This is a genomic window from Streptomyces sp. NPDC046925 (assembly GCF_040644915.1).
Taxonomy (GTDB): Bacteria; Actinomycetota; Actinomycetes; order Streptomycetales; family Streptomycetaceae; genus Streptomyces.
Genome location: NZ_JBEYWZ010000008.1, coordinates 216,345 through 235,853, shown reverse-complemented (window position 1 = coordinate 235,853; position 19,509 = coordinate 216,345). Strand labels below are relative to the sequence as shown.

Genomic DNA, 19,509 nt, shown 5'->3' with positions numbered 1-19,509 from the left:
GCGCAGTTCCCCGCGCCCCTGAAGGGGCGTTCTTACTGAGCCGCTTCCGCGAGGCCCGCCGCATACTCCGGCCACCACTGGCCCGCCTTCGGGCCGCCCCGACAGGTGCCGTCAGACTCCCCCGGCCGCTTGATCCAGAGATACGCGTCGACAAGCGGATCGTCGGTCTTGGTAGTGGGCGCTTCGCCGAGCGCGCGGCCCGGCGGGTTGCACCAGGTGTCCTTGCCCTTGGTGTACGGGCCGTTGCCGTTGCGGGCGGTGTCGATGACGAACGGCTTGTTGCCGATCTTCGCCGAGAGCTTCTTGCCGAACTCCGTGCTCGCCTCGGTGGTCTGGAAGTTCGAGACGTTCACCGAGAAGCCGTCGGCCTGCTCGACGCCCGACCACTTCAGGGGCTCCCAGAGCGAGTCGGGGTTCTTCCAGCCCGCGTTGCCCGCGTCGAGATACACCTTCGTGTTCTTCAGGGACTTGAGCTTGCCGATGGCGCCCTTGAGGAGGTCGTACCGCTCCTCGTGGAACTCCTCCGGCGTGCAGTTGTCGACCAGGTGGAGCACGGCGTCCGGCTCCAGGATGACCGTGGCCTTCCGGTCGCCGATGCCCTTGGCGACCTGGTCGACGAACGCCCTGTATTCGTTGCCGTCGGCCGCGCCGCCCTGCGAGTACTGGCCGCAGTCGCGGTGCGGGATGTTGTAGAGGACCAACAGGGCGTCCCGGTCGGCCTTCTCGGCGGCCTCGGTGAAGCCGCGCGCCTGCTCCTCAGCATTCTCCGGGATGAGCCATTCGGCGACCGGCTGCTCGGCGATCTTCCGGATCAGCTCGGCGTCGTCCTTCTTGCCGTCCTTCTCGTACGCGGTGACCTGCTTGGCCGCGTTCCCTTCGGGGTTGACCCAGTACGGATCGGTGCCCTTCGGCTGCTGTTTGACCGGCTGCCCCGACGACTCCTCATTGCCCGAGTCGCCATCGGAGGAGCACCCCGACAGCAGCAACGCAGCCCCCGCAAGCGCCGCCGCAGCCTTCACCCCCCGGCCCGCGATCCGGTGACCGCGGCCGGTGCCTTTGTGGTACATCCACTCCCCCTTGGGTGCACTGTCCGATTCTCAATCCTGACATACACACTGTCGGCTCACGAGGCCCGCCCGGCCGCCGCGGATACCTGTTGGAGAGCTGTTACAGCACGGCGTCGGGGGGTAGGCGCAGGGCGCGGGGTGGCGCTCATGGGGAGGAGACCATGCGGGATCACACCTCTGAATTACGACTGGCCGAAGTCCTGGTGGAGACCACGAACACCTTGGACGACGACTTCGATCCGGAGCTCTATCTGAACCGGGTCGCGGGCCACTGCGTGGAGCTTCTAGACGCGTCCGCCGCCGGATTGATCTTCCAGGCCGATGGTGCGCCCGCCGTTACCGCCGGCGGCCACCCCAGGGACCTGGCACTCGGTCTGCTCGGCGTCCAGCAGAGCGGCGGCCCCTGCGTGGAGAGCCTCGGGACGGGGCTTCCCGTGGAGCCGGTGCGGCTCACGGCGGGAGAACCCCGCGCGCGCTGGCCGGAGTTCACCGCACTGGCCCTGCGCCAGGGCATCGGGGTGACGTACACGATTCCGCTTCGGCAGCGCGAGACCCTGCTCGGCGCGCTCAACGTCTTCCTGCCCGAGGCCGCCAAAATGCCGCGCCCCGACCAGGAGTTGCGCCTCGCCCGGGCGATCGCCGACGCGGCCGCGGTCGGCCTGCACAACCACCGTGCCTACACGGAGTACCGGACACTCGCCACGCAGCTCCAGGGCGCTCTGACCAGCCGCGTACGCATCGAACAGGCCAAAGGAGTACTCGCCGAACGCTGGCACACCGGCGTGGACGAGGCCTTCGAGGCACTCCGGCGGTACGCGCGTAGAGAACGGCTGGTCATGGACCTGGTCGCCACGGAGTTGATCAAGGGGACGCTCGATGACGCGGTGCTGCGCGACGATTGGTCCGAACCTTCCTGAAGGTCATTCCGGGAACCGCACCACCTGGGGTGATCACGGAGAGAAACTGGATCACGACTTGGCGTCATTCCACCCCTAGGCTCCAGCGCTCATCCGTTCTAGAGTCGTCACAACGGCCCAAGCCCCCGGCCTGATCGTCCATCCCGCACATGCGGGGTTGGCCACCGAACCTCCCGCGCCGGCGCCGGGTTACTCCCGCAGCTCGTGCGCGCGCGGTCGAGGACCAGCCCGGTCGACGGCTCCGGGGGGAGCGGGCCGCCGACCGGGCCGGGTTGTCCTGACACGGGCACACGCCTACAGAGACGTGCAGACACACGCAGACACAGTCAGACGCAGACAGAAACTGACGAGTACTGACGGGTACTGCCGGACACGTAGACAGTTGACAGTGTCCAGACCAACTGGGACTCTCCGGGACGACAAGTACATACATCGAGGCGGCAGTTGCCAGGAATCCGGTAGGAGGCCCTTCGATATGTCTCTGCACACCGCCGCATCCCACAACGACGGCGCCGCGGCGAAGGCCGCCGCCGCCCGGACCCGCGACTGGCTCATCGCGTCGGCCGCGGCCATCATCGCGCTGATCGCGCTCTACGCGGTCTTCGTCGACAACGGTTCGCTGATCTCGGCGACCGGCAGCTATCTGCACGAGTTCGCGCACGACGGCAGGCACCTCTTCGGTGCCCCGTGCCACTGACCGGGGACGGAAGCGGCGCCATGCCATCCCCCTCGCCCTCACCCTCTCCCCCGTCCTCTCCCTCGCCCGCTCCCTCCTCCTCACCCGTCCTGCCCCTGCTCGGCCGGGGAGTCGTGGCGGGAGGCACGGCGGGCCTCGCGGCCGGTCTCTTCTCGCTGCTCCTCGCCGAGCCGCTGATGGACCGGGCGATCCGCGCCGAGGAGAAGAGGTCGGCCGGGGAGCACGCGCGGGGCGCCCAGCACCACGAGGAGCTGTTCACGCGCTCGACGCAGCACGCGGGCCTGGTGATCGCCGCGGTCGTCGCCGGTCTGGCCGTCGGCGTCCTCTTCGCCGTGGCGTACGCGCTGGCGCACCGGCGCGATCCGCACGCCGCCCCGTGGCCGCGCGCGCTCGCCTTCGCCGGGGCGGCCTTCGTCGCCGTCTCCCTGCTGCCCGGTCTGCGCTATCCGGCGAACCCGCCGGGCGTCGGCGACTCGGGCACGGTGGGCGAACGCCAGACGCTGTGGCTGGCGTCCGTCGCGATCGGCGTTCTCGGCATGATCCTTGTCAGGCAGGTGTACGTACACCTGTCGGCCAGAGCTGTTCCGGTGCGGCAGATCGCGGCGGCCCTCACGGGAGTCGCCGTCCTCGCCGTGCTCTTCCTGCTCCCGGACAACCCCGACCCGGTTCCGGTCGACGCGGAGCTCCTGTGGGACTTCCGCGTCCTGTCGATCGCCTCGCACGCCCTGCTGTGGGCCGTGCTCGCGGCGGTCTTCGGAGGACTGGGACTGCGGGCCGTCCGGGACGGGGCCGCAAGGGGTGGCACCGCGGGCGCGAAGGCGGCGGGAGTGTCCTCGCGCCGCGGTGCCACCCCTACGGCCCCACCCCCGTGAGATAGGCGGACACCACCACGTTCGCCGAGTACGTCCTGGTCTCGCGGTCGAACGTGCCGCCGCAGGTGATCAGGCGGAGTTCGGCGCGGCCCTCCTTGTGGGGGCCGTAGGCCTTCTTCGCGTCGAAGCGGTCCCGGCTGAGGACCTGGACGTCGTCGACGGTGAACTCGGCGACCGAGCCGTCGTCGCGGGTCACCAGGACCTTCTCGCCGGGGCGCACCGCGCTGAGGTCGTAGAAGACCGCGGGGCGCGTCTCGGTGTCGACGTGACCCACGAACAGGGAGGTGCCCGCGGCGCCGGGGCGCGTCCCGCCGCCGTACCAGCCGACGGAGCCCGCCTCCGCGAAGGGCGGCGGGTCGATCGCGCCGTCCTGGTCGAGGCCGCGGGTGATCACGGGCGCCCGTACCTTCAGCGAGGGAAGCTCGACGCGCTGCGGCTTTGCGGCCCCCAACGGCTCGTGCGCTTCGGGGAGTTCGACGCCGAACGGCCGGCCCACCGCCGCCACGTCACCGTTCGTGGGTTCCGAGACACCGCCGCGCACGTCGGTGATCTCGCTGCCCCACAGCCAGAGCCCCACCAGCAGCAGCGCCCAGGCGACGCCGGTGAGGAAGCGCCCGTGTCCCGCCGGTGTCTCATGACCCGACATCTCGGTGCTCGCCCGTCACTCGGAGCGGCGCCGGCGGACACTGCGCACCGCCACGGCCACGGCCGCCACCCCGGCGAGCACCAGGCCGATCACCGCGTGCCGGGTGCCGGGGCCCGCCTCCTGGGCGTGCGCGGCCAGCTGTGCGGTGCCGCCGCCGCCCGCGCGGACCGGCGATACGGGGTCGGTGCGATGCTGGATCACCTTCACGGTGCCCACGCCCTGGTGGGGGTGGCCGTCACAGACGACGGTCACGTCGTACGAGCCGCTGACCCCGCCCCTGATCTTGGCGGAGCCGTTCAGCGAGTACTTCTCGCCGTCCCTGCCGGTGAGCTTCGCGTCGCCCTCGAACGCCCCGGACCCCGCCGACCCGGTCGTTCCGTCGCAGCCCGTGACGCTGATCTCCACCTCGGCCCCGGCAGCGGCGCTGGACGGGGTGACCGTGGCGTGCACTTTGTCGTGCTCGTGGGCGTGTGCGGGGGCCGTGACGGCGACGGGGAGCGCGGCGAGGACGGCCGCCCCGGCTATGCCACGAAGGGTGAGTGATCCTCTACGCATCGTGAACCTCCTGTTCCGAGGTTCACGCGCGGCATCGGCTCCCGCCTCCCGTGTGCGGCAAACGGGTGGTGTCAGACGCGATCGACCAGGTCAGCGATGGAGTCCACGACGTTGGACGGCCGGAAGGGGTACTGGTCGATCTCCTGCCGGGTGGTGAGCCCGGTGAGGACCAGGAAGGTCTCCATCCCGGCCTCCAGACCGGCGAGGACGTCGGTGTCCATGCGATCGCCGATCATGGCGCTGGTCTCGGAATGCGCCCCGATGGCGTTGAGCCCGGTCCGCATCATCAGGGGATTCGGCTTCCCCGCGAAGTACGGGCTGCGCTTGGTGGCCTTGGTGATCAGGGCGGCGACGGCGCCGGTGGCGGGCAGCGGCCCCTCCGTGGAGGGCCCGGTCTCGTCCGGGTTGGTGCAGATGAAGCGGGCCCCGCCGTTGATGAGCCGTACGGCCTTGGTCATGGCCTCGAAGGAGTACGTACGGGTCTCGCCCAGCACCACGTAGTCCGGGTCGTGGTCGGTCAGGACGTACCCGATGTCGTGCAGGGCGGTGGTGAGCCCCGCCTCGCCGATGACGTACGCCGTGCCGCCCGGCCGCTGGTCGTCGAGGAACTTCGCGGTGGCGAGCGCCGAGGTCCAGATGTTCTCGACGGGCACTTCGAGGCCCATGCGGGTCAGGCGGGCCTGGAGGTCGCGCGCGGTGTAGATGGAGTTGTTCGTCAGGACCAGGAAGGGCTTGCCGGACTCGCGGAGCTTCTTGATGAAGGAGTCGGCACCGGGGATCGGAACGCCTTCGTGGATGAGCACGCCGTCCATGTCGGTGAGCCACGATTCGATGGGCTTGCGCTCTGCCATGGGGTGCACTCCTGCGTCTTCGATAAACGGGTGAGCTGTGGGGCGCCGGGACGGCTCTGTGCCGACGCCCCTCAGCCTAATCAGGATGCGTTGATCGTGAACCCCCCGATCATCCCGATCACCTCGATCACTCGTCAGCTGCCCGTCGCCGACTTCCAGTCCTCGACGTACGTCTGGAGGTTCTTCGCGATGTCGGACCAGTCCGGCTCGAAGACCTCGACCCCGTCGACGATCTTGTCGAGGGCGACCGCGTCGGCGTCGGTGGCCTTGATGTCCTTGCGTGCCGCGAAGCCGCCGCCGATCTCGCTGACCTGCTGCTGGGCCTTCTGGCCGAGCAGGTAGTCGAGGAACTTCTTGGCGTTGGCGGAGTGCGGGGCCTTGTTGACCAGTCCGGCGGCGTAGGGCAGCGCGAAGGTGGTGGGCTTGCCCGCCGGGTCCGTCGAGGTCGCCGGGAACCAGATCCCGAGGTTGGGCATGTCCTTGGACTGGGCGTAGTTCATCTGGACGTCGCCGTTGGCGGCGAGGAGTTCGCCCTTGTCGACCTTGGGCGCGAGCTTGCCGGTGGAGGCGGAGGGCCCGACGTTGTTCTTCTGGAGCTTCTTCAGGTAGTCCATGGCGGGCTTCTTGCCGCCGAAGTCGTGCATCGCCTTGATGAGCACGGCGGTCCCGTCGCCCGCGACACCGGGCGTGGAGTACTGGACCTTGTCCTTGTACGTGGCTTCGGTGAGGTCTTCCCACGTCTTGGGGGCCTTGCCGCCGCCGAGTTCCTTCTTGTTGTAGATGAAGCCGAAGTAGTTCTTCACGACGGAGGTCCACTTGCCGTCGGGGGCCTTGTCGGCGCCGTCGACCTGGTCGGAGCCCGCGGGCTTGTAGGCCTGGAGGAGGCCCTTCTCGTCGGCCTGCTGGATGAACGGGGGCAGGGTGATGATGACGTCGGCCTGGGTGTTGGACTTCTCGCGGACGGCGCGCTGCACCGTCTCGCCGGAGCCGCCCTCGACGTAGTTCACCTTGATGCCGGTCTTCTTCTCGAAGTCCTTGAAGACCTGGTCGTACCAGCCGTCGCCGTTCTCTCCCTTGAGGCCGTCGGCGCTGTAGACGGTGACCTCCTTGGCGTCGGACGCGGAGGATTCACCACCGCACGCGGTGAGGGAGCCGGCGAGGACGAGGCTGCCACAGGCGGCGGCGAGCGTGCGGATGTGTGTGGCGCGGGACATGACGAGGGGTGCTCCTTACGAAGGGCGGGGCAGGGGTGGTCAGCGGTAGGAGGCGCGGGTGCGGATGCGGGAGACGCCGAAGAGGACGAGCAGCGTCGCCGCCATCAGGACCACCGCGACGGCGGCGCCGGTGAACAGGGAGCCGCGGTCGGTGGCCGCGTAGATCCGCACGGGCAGCGGCATCCAGTCCGGCGGGTAGAGCATCATCGTGGCGCTCAGTTCGCCCATGGACAGCGCGAAGCACAGGCCCGCGGCCGCGGTGAGCGACGGCAGCAGGAGCGGCAGCTTCACCTTCCACAGGACGTACGAGGGCCGGGCGCCGAGCGAGGCGGCGGCCTGTTCGTACGCCGGGTCGAGTCGGACGATGGCAGCCGACACCGACTGGTAGGCGAACGCCGTGACAAGAAGGGTGTGCGCGAGGATCACGATCCAGCGCGTGCCGTTGAGGATCATCGGCGGCTTGCTGAACGCGACGAGGACCGCGAGCCCGACGACGACGGAGGGCACGGCCACCGGCAGCACGAAGAGGGTGTCGAGAATCCGTTTTCCCCAATTCTTCAGCGAGGCCGCGGCGAGCGCCGCCCACGACCCGACGGCAAGGGCGAGCAGGCTCGCGCTGACGGCGGTGACGAGGCTGGTGGTGAGCGCCGTGAGCGATTCCCCACGGGTGGCGGACTCGTAGTGCCCCGTGGTGAATCCGGACGGAAAGGCGCCGGACCAGTGCGAGGAGAACGACGCGGCCAGGATCACGAGAAGAGGCAGCGCGAAGAGGGGCAGGAAGAGGACGAGGAAGAGAACCCGGGTGGCCAGCTTCCCTTTGCGGCTATGCACCAACACGACGGCTCACCACCCGGTAGATGCCGTAAAGACCCACGGAGATCGCGATGTTGACCACGGCGACGACACAGGCCGCCGGATAGTCGGACTCGAGAATGGCTTTGCTGTAGACGAGCATGGGGAGGGTGGTGACCCCTTTCGCCCCGGTGAAGAGAACAATCCCGAACTCGTTCAGACACATGACGAGTACGAGGCTGCCGCCGGCGGCGAGGGCGGGCAGCGCCTCGGGCAGGATGACCCGCCGGACGATACGGCCGGGCTTCGCGCCGAGGCTCGACGCCACTTCGAGTTGCGCGGTGTCGATCTGCGAGAACGCGGCGAGCAGGGGGCGCATCACGAAGGGCGTGAAGTAGGTGATCTCGGCGAGGAGAACGCCCCACGGTGTGGTGAGGAACTGGAAGGGCCCTTCGGCGGCCCCGGTCGCGTCCGTCCACATTCCGTTCGCCATGCCCTTGGTGCCGTAGATGAAGAGCAGGGCGAGGGTGATGAGGAAGGACGGGAAGGACAGAAACACGTCGATGAACCGGGCGACGGCTTTTCCGCCGGGGAACGGCACAAAGGCGATGATCAGCGCGAGCGCGAATCCCAGCACGAGACACCCGACCGTCGCCCCGACGGCCAGCCACACGGTGGTCCCGAGCGCCTCCCGGAACGCTTCGGAGGCGAAGACGTCGGAGTAGGGCTGGAGGGAAGTCCCACCGGTATCGGGTTGCACTGATTGCTGGACCACGAGGGCGAGGGGGTAGAGAAAGAAGAGAGCGAGGGCGGCGACGGGGGGCAGGGCCCAGAGGAACGCGGGGAGCCTCTTCTTCTGCTCACGCGCACGCTCTGGCTGCCCTGGCTGTGGGCAGGCGTCCCGCAGGGCGATTGGGGTCTCCCCTGCTCGAGCGGAGTCGAGAGCTTGGGGAAGGGTGGGCACAGCCTTCAGCGCCGGGTCACTGTCAACAAGGCGTCCACCAGAACTAGCCATCGGTCACCCCACCCCCCAGCAACACCGCATCCTCCGGGGCGAAATGCAACGTGACCTCGTCACCAATCCCCGGCGGAGACCGCAACTCCCGCAGATCCGCCTTCACCCGCTGCCCGGCGACATCGACGTAAAGCCGATGAGTGGCCCCCCGCCACTGCACCTCGGCGACCCGCCCGGAAAGGGCGTTGGGCCCATCCCCGAGCCCGACCAGATGCGGCCGCACGCACAGCGTGGCAGTGGCTCCCCGGGCAGCGTCCCCCGTATCGACCTTCAGGTCAGTCTCACCGAACGAAACGACACCGGACCCCACCCGCACCGAGAGCAGATTCGCGTTCCCCACAAAGGACGCCGTGAACTCAGTACGAGGAGCCCGGTAAAGCTCCTGCGGAGTACCGCAGTCCCGCAACCGCGCCCGATCCATGACGGCAATGCGATCCGCGAGAGTAAGCGCCTCGACCTGGTCATGAGTGACGTACAAAATAGAGACGTCAGGCAACTCCCGGTGCAATCGCGCAAGCTCCCCCAGCATCCCCGACCGCAACTGCGCGTCCAGCGCGGAAAGCGGCTCGTCGAGCAACAGCACCCCCGGCCGGATGGCCAACGCCCGAGCGATGGCGACCCGTTGCTGCTGCCCACCGGAAAGCTCCCGGGGAAACCGCCGCGCGTACGCATCCATCCCCGTCATTTCGAGCGCCTCGGCGACCCGCCCCGGAATCTCGGACTTGGGCACCTTCTGCGCCTTCATTCCGAAGGCGACGTTCTCGGCGACCCGCATGTGCGGAAAGAGCGCGTACTGCTGGACGACCATCCCGATGCCCCGCTGATGCGGCGGAAGTCCGGTGACATCGCGCTCCCCGATGAACACCCGCCCGGAGGCCGGTCGCACGAACCCGGCGACGGCCCGCAGCGCGGTCGTCTTCCCCGAGCCCGACGGGCCGAGCAGGGCCATGACCTCGCCGGGCTCGACGGTCAGATCGAGCGAGTCGAGGACGGTGTTCTTGCCGTAGGCGACCGAGACACGATCAAAGCGGATACCGCTGCTCATGCGGGTGCCGCCCGTGCGGGTGCCGCCACTCGTGCGGATGCCGCTGCTCATTCCTCGACACCCCGGAGAAGCGAGGGCAGTTCGGCGACGCTGCCGAGGACGTGCGTGGCGCCCGCGGCCCGCAGCGCCGCGTCGTCGTGCGCCCCCGTCAGGACCCCGGCGACGACCGAGGCCCCGGCTCGTACGCCGCTGAGCATGTCGTACGCCGTGTCGCCCGCGACGGCGATCTGCCGGACGCCGTCCACCGCCCCGGTCCGCAGGAAGGCGCTGAGCACCATGTCCGGGTACGGCCGCCCCCGGCCCCCCGCGTCGGCGGGGCACAGCGTCAGGCCGACCAGGTCGCGCCACCCGAGCGCGGCGAGGATGGCGTCCTGCGTGACACGGGCGAACCCGGTGGTCAGCACCACCGTCCGCCCCTCGCCCCGCAGGTCCTCGATGGCCTCCCTCGCCCCGGCGATCGGCGCGATCCGGCCGCCGTCGACGAGCTCTCCGTACGCCTTCTCGAAGGCCGCGTTGCCCCGCTGGGCAAGGTCCTCGTCCCCGAACAGATGCCGGAAGACGGAGATCTTGGACTCGCCCATGGTGGCGCGTACGTAGTCCAGCTTCTCCGTGTGATCGGCGGAGTCGGGATCGACGCCGAGTTCCCGCGCGGCGGCGGAGAAGGCCTCCTCGACGAGCCCGCCGTCCGCGACGGTCGTACCGGCCATGTCGAGCACGACGAGCCCGCGGCGCTCGTTCACCGTGTTGTCTCGCAATTCCCTCACCATCCCAACTCGTCGGCGGTCTTCTCGGCGATCGCGGGCGAGCACGTCATGCCGCGCCCGCCGGGCCCGGTGACCAGCCACACGCCCTCGCGCACCTGCTGGCGGTGCACGACGCGGGTCGTGTCGACGCACTGCGCGTACACCCCGGCCCAGCGCCGCCTGATCTTCGGCAGCGGGCGGCCCAGGAAGCCCTCGACGACCTCGGTGAGGTGGTCGTAGGGGTCTTCGAGGGTGTCGAAGGCGAAGGGGTGCTCGTACTCGTGGGTGTCGCCGATGGTCAGGCCGCCGTCCCTGCGCTGCACCATCAGGAGCTGCATCTTGTGCGCGGCGGCGGTCGGCGTCTGGGCCTGTCCGGCGTTGAGCGCGTCCAGGGCGTCCGACGCGTACGCCGGGTAGTAGCGGAAGCTGTCGGCGTCGGCGACGGAGGTGGTGAGCGCCTCGCCGAGGGGCTCGGTCTGCATCATCTGCAGGCGTACGCGGCGCACGGGCAGGTCGGGTCCGGCCAGCTCGCGGACGAGGCCGCCGAGCCAGGCACCGGTGGCGAGCACGACGACATCGGCGGTGTGTACGTCGCCGTGGTCGTCCCGCACCGCGCTCTCGCCGACGACTTCGCGGACCTCGCGGCCGGGCAGGAAGGTGTAGCGGGGGGATCGCAGCAAGGCTTCCCGCAGCCGGAGCTGGGCGGTGCGCGGCTCCACGGCGGCGTCCCGCTCGCACCACAGCCCTGCGGTGAACTCGCCCCGCAGCGCGGGGTTGAGGGCGCGGGCCTCTTCGGCGTCGAGCAGCTTGTAGCCGCGGGCCGCCGCGTCGGGGCGGGCGAGGGCGGCTTCGGCGACCGCGCGCTCGCGTTCGTTGCGTACGAGGGTGAGGGAGCCGTTGGCCCGGAAGCCGATGCCCTCCACCCGCGCGCCTATCTCCTCCCAGAGCTCGCGGGCGCGCAGGGCGGTGTCCAGCTCCTCGCCCCCGGCGCGGCCGCTCACCCATATCTGCCCGAAGTTGCGCAGGGAGGCTCCTCGGGCCTCGCTCTCGCGCTCGATCTGTACGACCTCGTGGCCGCGTTCCACTGCGCGCCAGGCGTGCATGGTTCCCACCACGCCGGCTCCTACGACGATGACTCTCACGGCGGCAACGCTGCTGGGGACGGGTGACCCGCCGCGGTCGAGTCGGCAACGGGACGGTGAACGGCCACCCAAGCTTGGCCCAGACCCGTTACGTTTCCGTTATTTGCAGGGCCCGTACTGGGGCCGGAAGTTCAGGAGCCGCTGCCGCTTCCGATACCGCTTCCGCTGTCGCTGCCGCTTCCGCCCAGATGGGTGGTGAAGGAGAACCGGTCGCCCCGGTAGAGGGTGCGGACGCGCTCCAGGGGGTGGCCGGAGGTGTCGCGCGAGACGCGGTGGATCAGCAGCATGGGCAGGGCGGGAGGGGTGCCGATCAGGAGGGCTTCGCGGGGGGTGGCGAGCACCGTCTCGATGCGTTCGTCGGCGTCGCCGAAGGAGATGCCGAGCCGGTCGCTGAGGTAGGAGTAGAAGGAGGAGTCGGGCTCGAAGTCGCGGTCGAGGGCGGGAACGCGGGCCACGGGGACATAGGTGCTCTCCAGGCCGACCCGCTCGTCGTCGGCGAGCAGCACGCGCTCCATGTGCCAGACGGGCTCGCCCTGCTCGACGCCGATTTCGGCGGCGAGGGCCGCGGGGGCGGGGAAGCGGTCGAGGGAGATGAGATTTCGGCCGGGGGTACGCCCCTGCCTGCGCACCCCTTCCGTGTAGCTCGCGAGGGACAGCGGCTGCTCCAGCTTGGGCCCCGCGACGACGGTGCCGCGCCCCTGCCTGCGCAGCCGCCCTTCGAGCAACAGCTCACGCAACGCCTGCCGCACGGTCTCCCTGGCGACTTCGTACCGCTCGGCGAGATCCCGCTCGGTAGGCAGCGTCTGCCCGTCCCCCAACTCCCCTATCAACTCGGCGATCCTGGCCTTCACCGCGTAGTACTTCGGGATACGGCCGTGCTCGGGAATCCCGGAGCGAATAGGAGCACCGGGCAGCTGCCCGAGCAGGTGGGCGGGCGGGCGCGGAGGATGCTGCGGGGAGTTCGGGTTGTCCACCCGGGGATGTTCCCAGACGTATGTGAACGGGCGGGTGAACACAGGGTGCGGGGCGATGGCTCTGCGCCGGGGGCTGCTCTGCACCGGGGGTCTGCTCTGCACCGGGGGTCTGCTCTGCACCGGGGGTCTGCTCTGCACCGGGGGTCTGCTCAGCGTCGTCGTGCGGCCCGCAGTCGTCTGGTGGCCGTGATGAGGGTCCAGCCCGCGGCGAAGAGGGCGGCGGCGATGGCGGTGACGCCGAGCAGGGCGCGGGGGCCGGTGGCGGCGAGTTCGTCGGCGTACGAGGAGCCGTCGCCGTCGAGGCGTTCGTCGCCTCCGCCGCCGCTGCCGCCTCCTCCTCCGTTCCGGCCCGCGTCCACGCTCCCCTCGGGTTCCTCCTCGGAGCCCACGCCGCCCGTGTCGTCGCCGGTGCCGCCGTTGCCCTCGATGTCGAACGGATAGTCGTCGGACTCCCCGACCCAGTCGCCGTCGTCGTCACGGCGCTGGACGACGGCGGCGGAGATCACGGCGTGCTCGGACTGGGCCTGGGAGGTGAAGGAGAGCCGCACCTTGACGGTGCGGGTCTTGCCCGCCTTGACCGTGAAGCCGGGGAATCCGTCGTCGAAGACGCCGACGTTCTCGTCCCGGTCCGTCCGCTCGAAGTCCACGTTCCGCCACCGCTTGCCGTCGTGGAACTCCAACTGGACCTGCCGGGGCCGCAGCTCGCGCTCCTTGTCGACGATGACGACGACCGGGTGGATGTCGCCGCAGGTGCCGCGGGTGGTGTTGGCCAACTCGACGGACCAGCTCCGGTAGCCGCCGCCGGCCTCGTAGGTCGGGGGTCCGCCCCGGATGCGCGTACCGATGGGGAAGTCCTCGCCGGTGGGCGCGGAGCACGAGGGCGGCTGGGCTGCCCGTGGCTGCCGCAGAGTCACCGCGTCGCTCACCGGCAGCCCTTGCGCGGCGGCGACTGGTGCCGCTCCGGACGCGAGGGCGGCGACGGTGATGCCGGAGGCGAGGGAGCGGCGGAGTCGCATGTGGGGGCCTTTGCTGAGCGCGGAGCGGGCGGGCAGGGCGGGAGCGGGGGCCGTATGACACGGGTCATGGCCCGCGACCCTGCCACCCCGCACGCCCCCACGACCCCCGCCACAACCCCGTACACCCGACTGGCCCGCGCAAGTCCCTCCTATCAGCTGACTTTCCGTTAAATACGGCTGATGGGGTGGCGACTGCTTCTGTCCGACGGAGCCGCCGCGTACCCCGGGCACCAGAGAGGCCCCTTGCTCCGGCCGCCGGAAGCGCCGCCGACTGAGACAGCCGGGGAGGCCACACTGGGCCCGACCGCCGGAGAAGCCTCCGTCCCAGCCGCCGGGGCCGCCGGACGGGCCACCACACCGGGCTCAGGCAAGACGGCAGGCGCAACCCGCCGGGGAGACAGCCGGAACAGGCAACCCGGAGGCCGCCACCAACGGCCGCCAGGAGAAGCCGCCGCCCCAGCCACCGGGGGCCACCCGAGCCCCACAACCGGCCACCGTTAAGACGGCAGGCGCAAGCCGCCGGCAGACCGCCCGCACCGGCGAACAGGAGCCGAGCCAACCCCCGCCGGCCGGCGACGCCTCCGCTCCCGATGGGCCCGCGGCCCCTACCCCCGCCCCGCCCCGAACCCCACATCCGCCCGGCCGAACACCGGTGCCAGCACCAGCTGTGCAGCGCCCTCCGCCACGCCCCTCTCGCCCCCGGGCGCGACCGTCACCGGGATTTCCCTGCCTCCGCCGCCCCGCCGGGCGCGTGCCGTGACGACCGCTGCCACTCCTCGTACGAAGCGCTCCTCGTCCGCCAGGACCGCACGGCCGCCGAGCAGTACGCGGTCGATGTCGAGGAGGCTGACCAGGTTTCCCGCCCCCGCCCCGAGCACCCGCGCCGCCTCGTCCAGATCTCCCCGCGCGACCGCCGCCAGGCACAGCGCCTCGATGCAGCCTCGGTCACCGCACCCGCACTCCGGGCCGTCCAGCTGGATCACCTGGTGGCCGAACTCGCCCGCCCCGGTCCGCGCCCCGCGGTAGAGCCCTCCGCCCAGGACGAGGCCCGCGCCAAGCCCCGTACCGAGGTGCAGATACGCGAAGGACTCCGCCACCCCGCCCAGCGCGAGCCCGAGCGCGGCGGCGTTCGTGTCCTTGTCCACGACCACTGGCAGCCCGAGCCGCCCCGCGAACGCCTCCCGCAGCGGAAAGCCGTCCCACGCGGGGTATCCGGTGACGCGGTGCAGGACTCCCCCGGAGTGGTCGAGAGGCCCGGGCAGCGCGACCCCGACGCCGAGCAGGCCACCCCCGGACGACGGCACCCGGGGCCGGATCAGCTCCTGCACCACCCCCACCGCCACGTCCACCATCGCCTCCGCGCCGGCGGCGAACTCCAGCGGCGCCCGCCGTTCCGCGACCACGCGCCCCGTCAGATCGGCCAGGACCGCCGTCAGTTCGTCGCGGTCCAGATGCAGCCCGACCGCGTGGCCCGCATCGGGAACGAGCCGCAGCAGCGTCCGCGGCTTGCCGCCCGTGGACGCGCGGCGGCCCGCCTCCGCCGCGAGCCCCTCCGCACGGAGCCGCGCGGTGATCTTGCTGACGGCCTGCGGCGTGAGCCCGGTCCGCTCGGCCAGTTCGAGTCGGCTGATGCCGGCCTCGCCCGCCGTACGCAGCAGATCGAGCACCAGGGCGGCGTTGTGCCCGCGCAACGCGAGGAGGTTCACCCCTGAACCCCCTGAACCCCCGGCACCCCCAGCACCCCCAGCGCCCCCGGCGCCCCCAGCACCCACCCAGCCGTCATTCCCCCGGCCACTGCCGCCCTCGACCCCCGCATCAGTCCTGTTCACACCCCCATTGTCGCGCGCGCTTGCGCTTTGGCAACAGCGTTGCTTAAGTGGAACGCATGACTGGCATGACTGGTATCGGCTCCACTGGCTCCCCTCTACGCGTAGCCCTCGTCGGATACGGCCTCGCGGGCTCCGTCTTCCACGCCCCGCTGATCGCCGCCACCGAGGGCCTCGTCCTCGACACGGTCGTCACGTCGAACCCCGAGCGGCAGGCGCAGGCCCGCGCCGAGTTCGGTGACGACCTGCGCTTCGCCGCGTCGGCCGACGACCTCTGGGCCCGCGCGGACGAGCTCGACCTCGTGGTGATCGCCTCCCCGAACAAGACGCACGTCGCGCTCGCGACCGCCGCCCTCAAGGCGGGCCTCCCGGTCGTCGTGGACAAGCCGATCGCGGGCACGGCCGCCGAGGCCCGCGAGCTCGCCGCGCTCGCCGACGAGCGCGGACTGCTGCTCTCCGTCTTCCAGAACCGCCGCTGGGACAACGACTTCCGTACGCTCCAGAAGCTCGTCGCCGACGGCGAACTCGGCGACGTATGGCGCTTCGAGTCCCGCTTCGAGCGGTGGCGTCCGCAGCCCAAGGGCGGCTGGCGCGAGTCCGGAGACCCCGAAGAGATCGGAGGTCTGCTCTACGACCTCGGGTCCCACGTCGTCGACCAGGCGCTCGTGCTCTTCGGCCCCGCCCAGACCGTGTACGCCGAGTCCGACGTCCGCCGCCCCGGCGCCGAGGCCGACGACGACACGTTCATCGCCATCACGCACACGGGCGGCGTCCGCTCCCACCTGTACGTCAGCGCCACCACCGCACAGCTCGGCCCGCGCTTCCGCGCGCTCGGCTCCGCGGCGGGCTACGTGAAGTACGGCCTCGACCCGCAGGAAGCCGCACTCCGCGACGGCAAGCGGCCCGCGACCGACGACAGTTGGGGCGAGGAACTCGAATGCATGTGGGGCCGCGTCGGCTCCGGCGAGTCCCCGCTGACCGGCGGCGGCAACCCGGTCAAGACACTGCCGGGCGACTACCCCGCGTACTACGCGGCCGTGGCCGCCGCACTCCGCGGCACCGGCGACAACCCCGTCTCGGCGTACGAGGCCGCATCGGCGCTCGACGTCCTGGAGGCGGCACGCCGCTCGGCCCGCGACGGTGTGACGGTGGTCGTATGACGACGCCCGCCGCTGCCGCCCCGACGGTGGAGGAGCTGGAGACCCAGGAACTCCGCCTGGTCATGCCCCACTTCACGTACGAGGACGCCTGGGCACTCGGCAGCCTGCTGGTCGAAATGGCCCGCATGCGCCAGGCCCCCGTCGCCGTCGACATCACCCGCGGCGGCCAGCAGCTCTTCCACGCCGCCCTGCCGGGATCGACCCCGGACAACGACGCCTGGATCGCCCGCAAGCGCCGCGTCGTCGAGCGTTACGGCTGCTCGTCGTTCCTGGTCGGCACGCGTTTCCGCGCCAAGGGGACGACGTTCGAGGACTCCTCGCGCCTGGACCCGGACGTGTACGCGGCGCACGGCGGCGCGTTCCCGATCGCGGTACGGGGCGCGGGCGTGATCGGCACGGTGGTGGTCTCGGGCCTCCCGCAGGCTGCGGACCACGCACTGGTGGTGGAGGCGCTTGAGCGGTTCCTGGAGAGTTCGGCGTAACGCAGAGCGGAGGCGCCCCGTCAGGGGCGCGGGGAACTGCGCGACAAGCCACGACGCACCCGCAGACGACGTCGGCGTCCGCGGGTGCGTCCGTGTGCGTTCACGGGGCCACGGACCCCCGGGGCCCGGGGGCCCCGGGGGCCCCGGGGGTCCAGGATTCCGCCGCGCCCCCGCCCCGAAGGGCTACGCGTCCTTCAACTCCTGGCGCTGCCTGCCGAGCCCGGCGATCTCCAGCTCCACCACGTCACCGGCCCGCAGATACGGCTTCGGCTCCGGCTGCCCCATGGCAACCCCCGCCGGCGTACCGGTGTTGATGACGTCCCCCGGGTACAGGGTCATGAACTGGCTGACGTAGCGCACCACTTCCGCCACCGGGAAGATCTGCTGGGCGGTGGTCCCGTCCTGCTTCAGCTCGCCGTTGACCCAGAGCTTGAGGGACAGCGCCTGCGGGTCGGGGACCTCGTCCGTCGTCACCAGCCACGGGCCCAGCGGGTTGAACGTCTCGCAGTTCTTGCCCTTGTCCCACGTGCCGCCGCGCTCGATCTGGAACTCCCGCTCCGAGACGTCGTGCGACACCGCGTACCCGGCCACGTGCGCGAGCGCCTCGGCGTCCGACTCCAGGTAGCGCGCGGTGCGCCCGATGACGATCGCGAGCTCCACCTCCCAGTCGGTCTTCACCGACTTGCGCGGCACCAGGACGGTGTCCTCGGGGCCCACCACCGTGTCCGCGGCCTTGAAGAAGATGACGGGCTCGGCGGGCGTCGCGGCCCCGGTCTCGGCCGCGTGGTCGTGGTAGTTGAGCCCGATGCAGACGACCTTGCCGATCCGCCCCACCGGCGGCCCGATCCGCAGCCCCTCCGCGGCGAGCGCGGGCAGGTCGCCCGACTCGGCGGCGGTCCGTACCCGGTCAAGGGCGGCCGGGTCGGCGAGCAGGGCCCCGTCGACGTCCGTGACGATCCCGGACAGATCCCGCAGCGTGCCTTCGGCGTCGAGCAGCGCCGGGCGCTCGGATCCCGCCGTACCGACTCGCAGCAGCTTCATGGTCAATCTCCCTTGGTCGAGCGCGACCGGTCCGCTGTGACCGTCCGCGTGGCCCGGCCGATGGGTTGCGGCCATCGGAGGTTTGGAAGATCCTCCAAGGTCACCGTCCATCCCGCAAGACCCTGTTCACGGACCGGACCGTTACCCGGCGGTAGGCCACCCCACGGGTTGGGTCACCCTGCGGTGGCCAGCGCCCCGGTGCCGATCGGCACGTCGCGGTAGAGGACGGCCCGCTCGACCGCGCTCCAGGTGGTGCTGGTGACCACGTACAGCGCGGCGGCCAGCGGTACGAAGGCGACGGTGAACAGCGTCATGAACGACATGAACGGCATCACCTTGGTGATCGCCCCCATGCCGGGCACCTGCTGCCCCGCGTCTCCCGCGCCCCCCGCGGGCGTGGCGGCGGCCGTCGCGGCCATCTGCGTCTTCGTACGCCGGAAGTTGAAGGTCGCGACGGCGGCCACGATCGCGAAGAGCGCGAGGTAGACGAGCCCCTGCGCCCCGAAGGGGCCGCCGTCGCCGAGCGCGTCGGCCCAGCGCCCGCCGAGGGGCGCGGCCAGGAGCTTGTGGCCGAGCAGCGCGTTGGCCTCGCCGCCGATGCTGGAGTTCGAGAACAGGTGGTAGAGCAGGAAGAACGCCGGAAGCTGGAACAGGCTGGGCAGGCACCCGGAGAGCGGCGAGACCTTCTCCGCGCGGTGCAGTTCGAGAACCGCCTTCTGGAGCTTCTCGGGGTTCTTGGAGTGCTTCTTGCGCAATTCGGCGATCTGCGGGTTCAGCCTGGCGCGCGCCTTCTGACCGCGGGCCGACGCCCGCGACAGGGGGTGGACGAGGAGCCGTACGCACGCGGTGAACAGCACGATGGCGGCGGCCATCGCGGAAGCGTGGAAGACGGGTTCGAGCAGATCGGCGATGGAGCCGACCAGATCGGCGAAAAGGGACATGAAACCGGACATGGAGAAGCCCTCCGGAGGGTCTCGTCGTGCCGAGGAAAAGGGGCGGATGCTCTTTTCGGCGTGACGGCCCGCGGCGGGTCCAGGTCAGTCGGTACTTCCCTTGGTCCCCTACGCGGCCGTCATGACGAGACGGCCCGGTGCTCGGGGGCGCCTGCGCCCGGAGGCGTCGGGATCGCGCTGTGGCAGGAACGCCGTGCGCTTCTCGCGGTCGCGGATGGCCGTACGTACCCGGGTGCGGGGCACGGCTGGGGCGCAACGCGCGGCGATCAGGGAGCAGACGGCGAGCGCGGAACCCGCGGCGGCGGTCGCGGCGAGCGCGACGGCGGCGGTGAGGCTGCTCGCGTCGAGGAGGACGACCTCGACGAGGATGAAGAGGAGAAGCCCGGTGGGACGGAGGGCGGTCTTCCAGCTACGAATCAGATCCTGCATGGCTTTCCGTCCCCCCTCTCCTCAGATTGCTCGCTACTCGCTACTACGACCTACTGCCGTTATACAGGATCG

21 protein-coding genes are annotated in these 19,509 nt (G+C 70.8%); 5 read left to right on the top strand and 16 right to left on the bottom strand.

Features of this window, described 5'->3' with window-relative positions; translation table 11 throughout:
- Positions 1–32 precede the first annotated feature (32 nt).
- On the bottom strand, positions 33–1,067 hold the full coding sequence (locus ABZ906_RS29695; protein WP_361387816.1) for a glycoside hydrolase family 6 protein: 1,035 nt from the start codon (positions 1,065–1,067) through the stop codon (positions 33–35).
- Between the two features lie 161 nt (positions 1,068–1,228).
- Here ABZ906_RS29695 and ABZ906_RS29690 point away from each other — a divergent pair, with 161 nt between their 5' ends.
- From ABZ906_RS29690 to ABZ906_RS29680, 3 genes are all read left to right on the top strand, one after another.
- Complete coding sequence (locus tag ABZ906_RS29690) at positions 1,229–1,984, top strand: ANTAR domain-containing protein (RefSeq protein ID WP_361387813.1); 756 nt, start codon at positions 1,229–1,231, stop codon at positions 1,982–1,984.
- Between the two features lie 475 nt (positions 1,985–2,459).
- Complete coding sequence (locus ABZ906_RS29685; RefSeq protein WP_361387810.1) at positions 2,460–2,681, top strand: CbtB-domain containing protein; 222 nt, start codon at positions 2,460–2,462, stop codon at positions 2,679–2,681.
- Positions 2,682–2,701: 20 nt separating this feature from the next.
- Positions 2,702–3,553, top strand: coding sequence for a CbtA family protein (locus ABZ906_RS29680; protein ID WP_361387807.1), 852 nt, complete (start codon positions 2,702–2,704; stop codon positions 3,551–3,553).
- On the opposite strand, the gene ABZ906_RS29675 is transcribed toward ABZ906_RS29680, so the two are convergent.
- From ABZ906_RS29675 to ABZ906_RS29620, 12 genes are all read right to left on the bottom strand, one after another.
- Positions 3,534–4,199, bottom strand: a complete 666-nt coding sequence (locus ABZ906_RS29675) for a class F sortase (RefSeq protein ID WP_361387804.1) — start codon at positions 4,197–4,199, stop codon at positions 3,534–3,536. The genes ABZ906_RS29680 and ABZ906_RS29675 overlap by 20 nt on opposite strands.
- Before the next feature lie 15 nt (positions 4,200–4,214).
- Complete coding sequence (locus tag ABZ906_RS29670) at positions 4,215–4,754, bottom strand: hypothetical protein (RefSeq protein WP_361387800.1); 540 nt, start codon at positions 4,752–4,754, stop codon at positions 4,215–4,217.
- Between the two features lie 71 nt (positions 4,755–4,825).
- The gene (locus ABZ906_RS29665; protein WP_361186531.1) at positions 4,826–5,605 is read right to left on the bottom strand and encodes an HAD-IIA family hydrolase; all 780 of its coding nucleotides are present in this window, start codon (positions 5,603–5,605) and stop codon (positions 4,826–4,828) included.
- Between the two features lie 134 nt (positions 5,606–5,739).
- Positions 5,740–6,819 (bottom strand): 2-aminoethylphosphonate ABC transporter substrate-binding protein, encoded by a 1,080-nt coding sequence (locus ABZ906_RS29660; RefSeq protein WP_361387797.1) that lies wholly within the window; start codon positions 6,817–6,819, stop codon positions 5,740–5,742.
- Between the two features lie 39 nt (positions 6,820–6,858).
- Positions 6,859–7,656, bottom strand: coding sequence for an ABC transporter permease subunit (locus ABZ906_RS29655; protein WP_361387794.1), 798 nt, complete (start codon positions 7,654–7,656; stop codon positions 6,859–6,861).
- Entirely contained in the window at positions 7,643–8,518 is an 876-nt protein-coding gene (locus ABZ906_RS29650; RefSeq protein ID WP_361388040.1) for a 2-aminoethylphosphonate ABC transporter permease subunit, read from the bottom strand. The genes ABZ906_RS29655 and ABZ906_RS29650 overlap by 14 nt, the downstream gene beginning before the upstream one ends.
- Positions 8,519–8,618: 100 nt before the next feature.
- Positions 8,619–9,671: an ABC transporter ATP-binding protein gene (locus ABZ906_RS29645; protein WP_361388037.1), complete on the bottom strand. Its 1,053-nt coding sequence runs from the start codon at positions 9,669–9,671 to the stop codon at positions 8,619–8,621.
- Between the two features lie 47 nt (positions 9,672–9,718).
- The gene (locus tag ABZ906_RS29640; protein ID WP_361387791.1) at positions 9,719–10,426 is read right to left on the bottom strand and encodes a phosphonatase-like hydrolase; all 708 of its coding nucleotides are present in this window, start codon (positions 10,424–10,426) and stop codon (positions 9,719–9,721) included.
- A 5-nt stretch (positions 10,427–10,431) separates the two neighbouring features.
- Positions 10,432–11,556, bottom strand: a complete 1,125-nt coding sequence (locus ABZ906_RS29635; protein WP_361387788.1) for a TIGR03364 family FAD-dependent oxidoreductase — start codon at positions 11,554–11,556, stop codon at positions 10,432–10,434.
- Positions 11,557–11,687: 131 nt separating this feature from the next.
- Positions 11,688–12,482: a GntR family transcriptional regulator gene (locus ABZ906_RS29630; RefSeq protein WP_361388034.1), complete on the bottom strand. Its 795-nt coding sequence runs from the start codon at positions 12,480–12,482 to the stop codon at positions 11,688–11,690.
- A gap of 197 nt (positions 12,483–12,679) precedes the next feature.
- Positions 12,680–13,546 (bottom strand): hypothetical protein, encoded by an 867-nt coding sequence (locus ABZ906_RS29625; RefSeq protein ID WP_361387785.1) that lies wholly within the window; start codon positions 13,544–13,546, stop codon positions 12,680–12,682.
- Between the two features lie 605 nt (positions 13,547–14,151).
- A complete protein-coding gene (locus ABZ906_RS29620; protein ID WP_361387782.1) occupies positions 14,152–15,252 on the bottom strand; it encodes an ROK family transcriptional regulator in 1,101 nt (366 codons plus the stop codon).
- Positions 15,253–15,431: 179 nt separating this feature from the next.
- Here ABZ906_RS29620 and ABZ906_RS29615 point away from each other — a divergent pair, with 179 nt between their 5' ends.
- Positions 15,432–16,532 carry a Gfo/Idh/MocA family oxidoreductase gene (locus ABZ906_RS29615; protein ID WP_361387779.1) on the top strand — a complete coding sequence of 367 codons (1,101 nt, stop codon included), beginning with the start codon at positions 15,432–15,434 and terminating at the stop codon, positions 16,530–16,532.
- Complete coding sequence (locus ABZ906_RS29610; protein ID WP_361186552.1) at positions 16,529–17,014, top strand: heme-degrading domain-containing protein; 486 nt, start codon at positions 16,529–16,531, stop codon at positions 17,012–17,014. Before ABZ906_RS29615 ends, ABZ906_RS29610 begins: the two co-directional genes overlap by 4 nt.
- 183 nt (positions 17,015–17,197) lie before the next feature.
- Here the strand turns inward: ABZ906_RS29610 and ABZ906_RS29605 are convergent, their stop codons facing one another.
- From ABZ906_RS29605 to ABZ906_RS29595, 3 genes are all read right to left on the bottom strand, one after another.
- The gene (locus tag ABZ906_RS29605; RefSeq protein ID WP_361387776.1) at positions 17,198–18,055 is read right to left on the bottom strand and encodes a fumarylacetoacetate hydrolase family protein; all 858 of its coding nucleotides are present in this window, start codon (positions 18,053–18,055) and stop codon (positions 17,198–17,200) included.
- A 173-nt stretch (positions 18,056–18,228) separates the two neighbouring features.
- Positions 18,229–19,008, bottom strand: a complete 780-nt coding sequence (locus tag ABZ906_RS29600; protein ID WP_361387773.1) for a YidC/Oxa1 family membrane protein insertase — start codon at positions 19,006–19,008, stop codon at positions 18,229–18,231.
- A 108-nt stretch (positions 19,009–19,116) separates the two neighbouring features.
- Entirely contained in the window at positions 19,117–19,437 is a 321-nt protein-coding gene (locus ABZ906_RS29595; RefSeq protein WP_361186559.1) for a DUF6412 domain-containing protein, read from the bottom strand.
- Positions 19,438–19,509: the final 72 nt, after the last annotated feature.

Excerpts from the sequence above, each read along its gene's own strand:
- ABZ906_RS29685 (WP_361387810.1), top strand. The coding sequence starts at position 2,460 with ATGTCTCTGCACACCGCCGCATCCCACAACGACGGCGCCGCGGCGAAG.
- ABZ906_RS29675 (WP_361387804.1), bottom strand. The coding sequence starts at position 4,199 with ATGTCGGGTCATGAGACACCGGCGGGACACGGGCGCTTCCTCACCGGC.
- ABZ906_RS29645 (WP_361388037.1), bottom strand. The coding sequence starts at position 9,671 with ATGAGCAGCGGTATCCGCTTTGATCGTGTCTCGGTCGCCTACGGCAAG.
- ABZ906_RS29615 (WP_361387779.1), top strand. The coding sequence starts at position 15,432 with ATGACTGGCATGACTGGTATCGGCTCCACTGGCTCCCCTCTACGCGTA.
- ABZ906_RS29670 (WP_361387800.1), bottom strand. The coding sequence starts at position 4,754 with ATGCGTAGAGGATCACTCACCCTTCGTGGCATAGCCGGGGCGGCCGTC.
- ABZ906_RS29610 (WP_361186552.1), top strand. The coding sequence starts at position 16,529 with ATGACGACGCCCGCCGCTGCCGCCCCGACGGTGGAGGAGCTGGAGACC.
- ABZ906_RS29695 (WP_361387816.1), bottom strand. The coding sequence starts at position 1,067 with ATGTACCACAAAGGCACCGGCCGCGGTCACCGGATCGCGGGCCGGGGG.
- ABZ906_RS29660 (WP_361387797.1), bottom strand. The coding sequence starts at position 6,819 with ATGTCCCGCGCCACACACATCCGCACGCTCGCCGCCGCCTGTGGCAGC.
- ABZ906_RS29600 (WP_361387773.1), bottom strand. The coding sequence starts at position 19,008 with ATGTCCGGTTTCATGTCCCTTTTCGCCGATCTGGTCGGCTCCATCGCC.
- ABZ906_RS29680 (WP_361387807.1), top strand. The coding sequence starts at position 2,702 with ATGCCATCCCCCTCGCCCTCACCCTCTCCCCCGTCCTCTCCCTCGCCC.
- ABZ906_RS29605 (WP_361387776.1), bottom strand. The coding sequence starts at position 18,055 with ATGAAGCTGCTGCGAGTCGGTACGGCGGGATCCGAGCGCCCGGCGCTG.
- ABZ906_RS29625 (WP_361387785.1), bottom strand. The coding sequence starts at position 13,546 with ATGCGACTCCGCCGCTCCCTCGCCTCCGGCATCACCGTCGCCGCCCTC.
- ABZ906_RS29690 (WP_361387813.1), top strand. The coding sequence starts at position 1,229 with ATGCGGGATCACACCTCTGAATTACGACTGGCCGAAGTCCTGGTGGAG.
- ABZ906_RS29665 (WP_361186531.1), bottom strand. The coding sequence starts at position 5,605 with ATGGCAGAGCGCAAGCCCATCGAATCGTGGCTCACCGACATGGACGGC.
- ABZ906_RS29595 (WP_361186559.1), bottom strand. The coding sequence starts at position 19,437 with ATGCAGGATCTGATTCGTAGCTGGAAGACCGCCCTCCGTCCCACCGGG.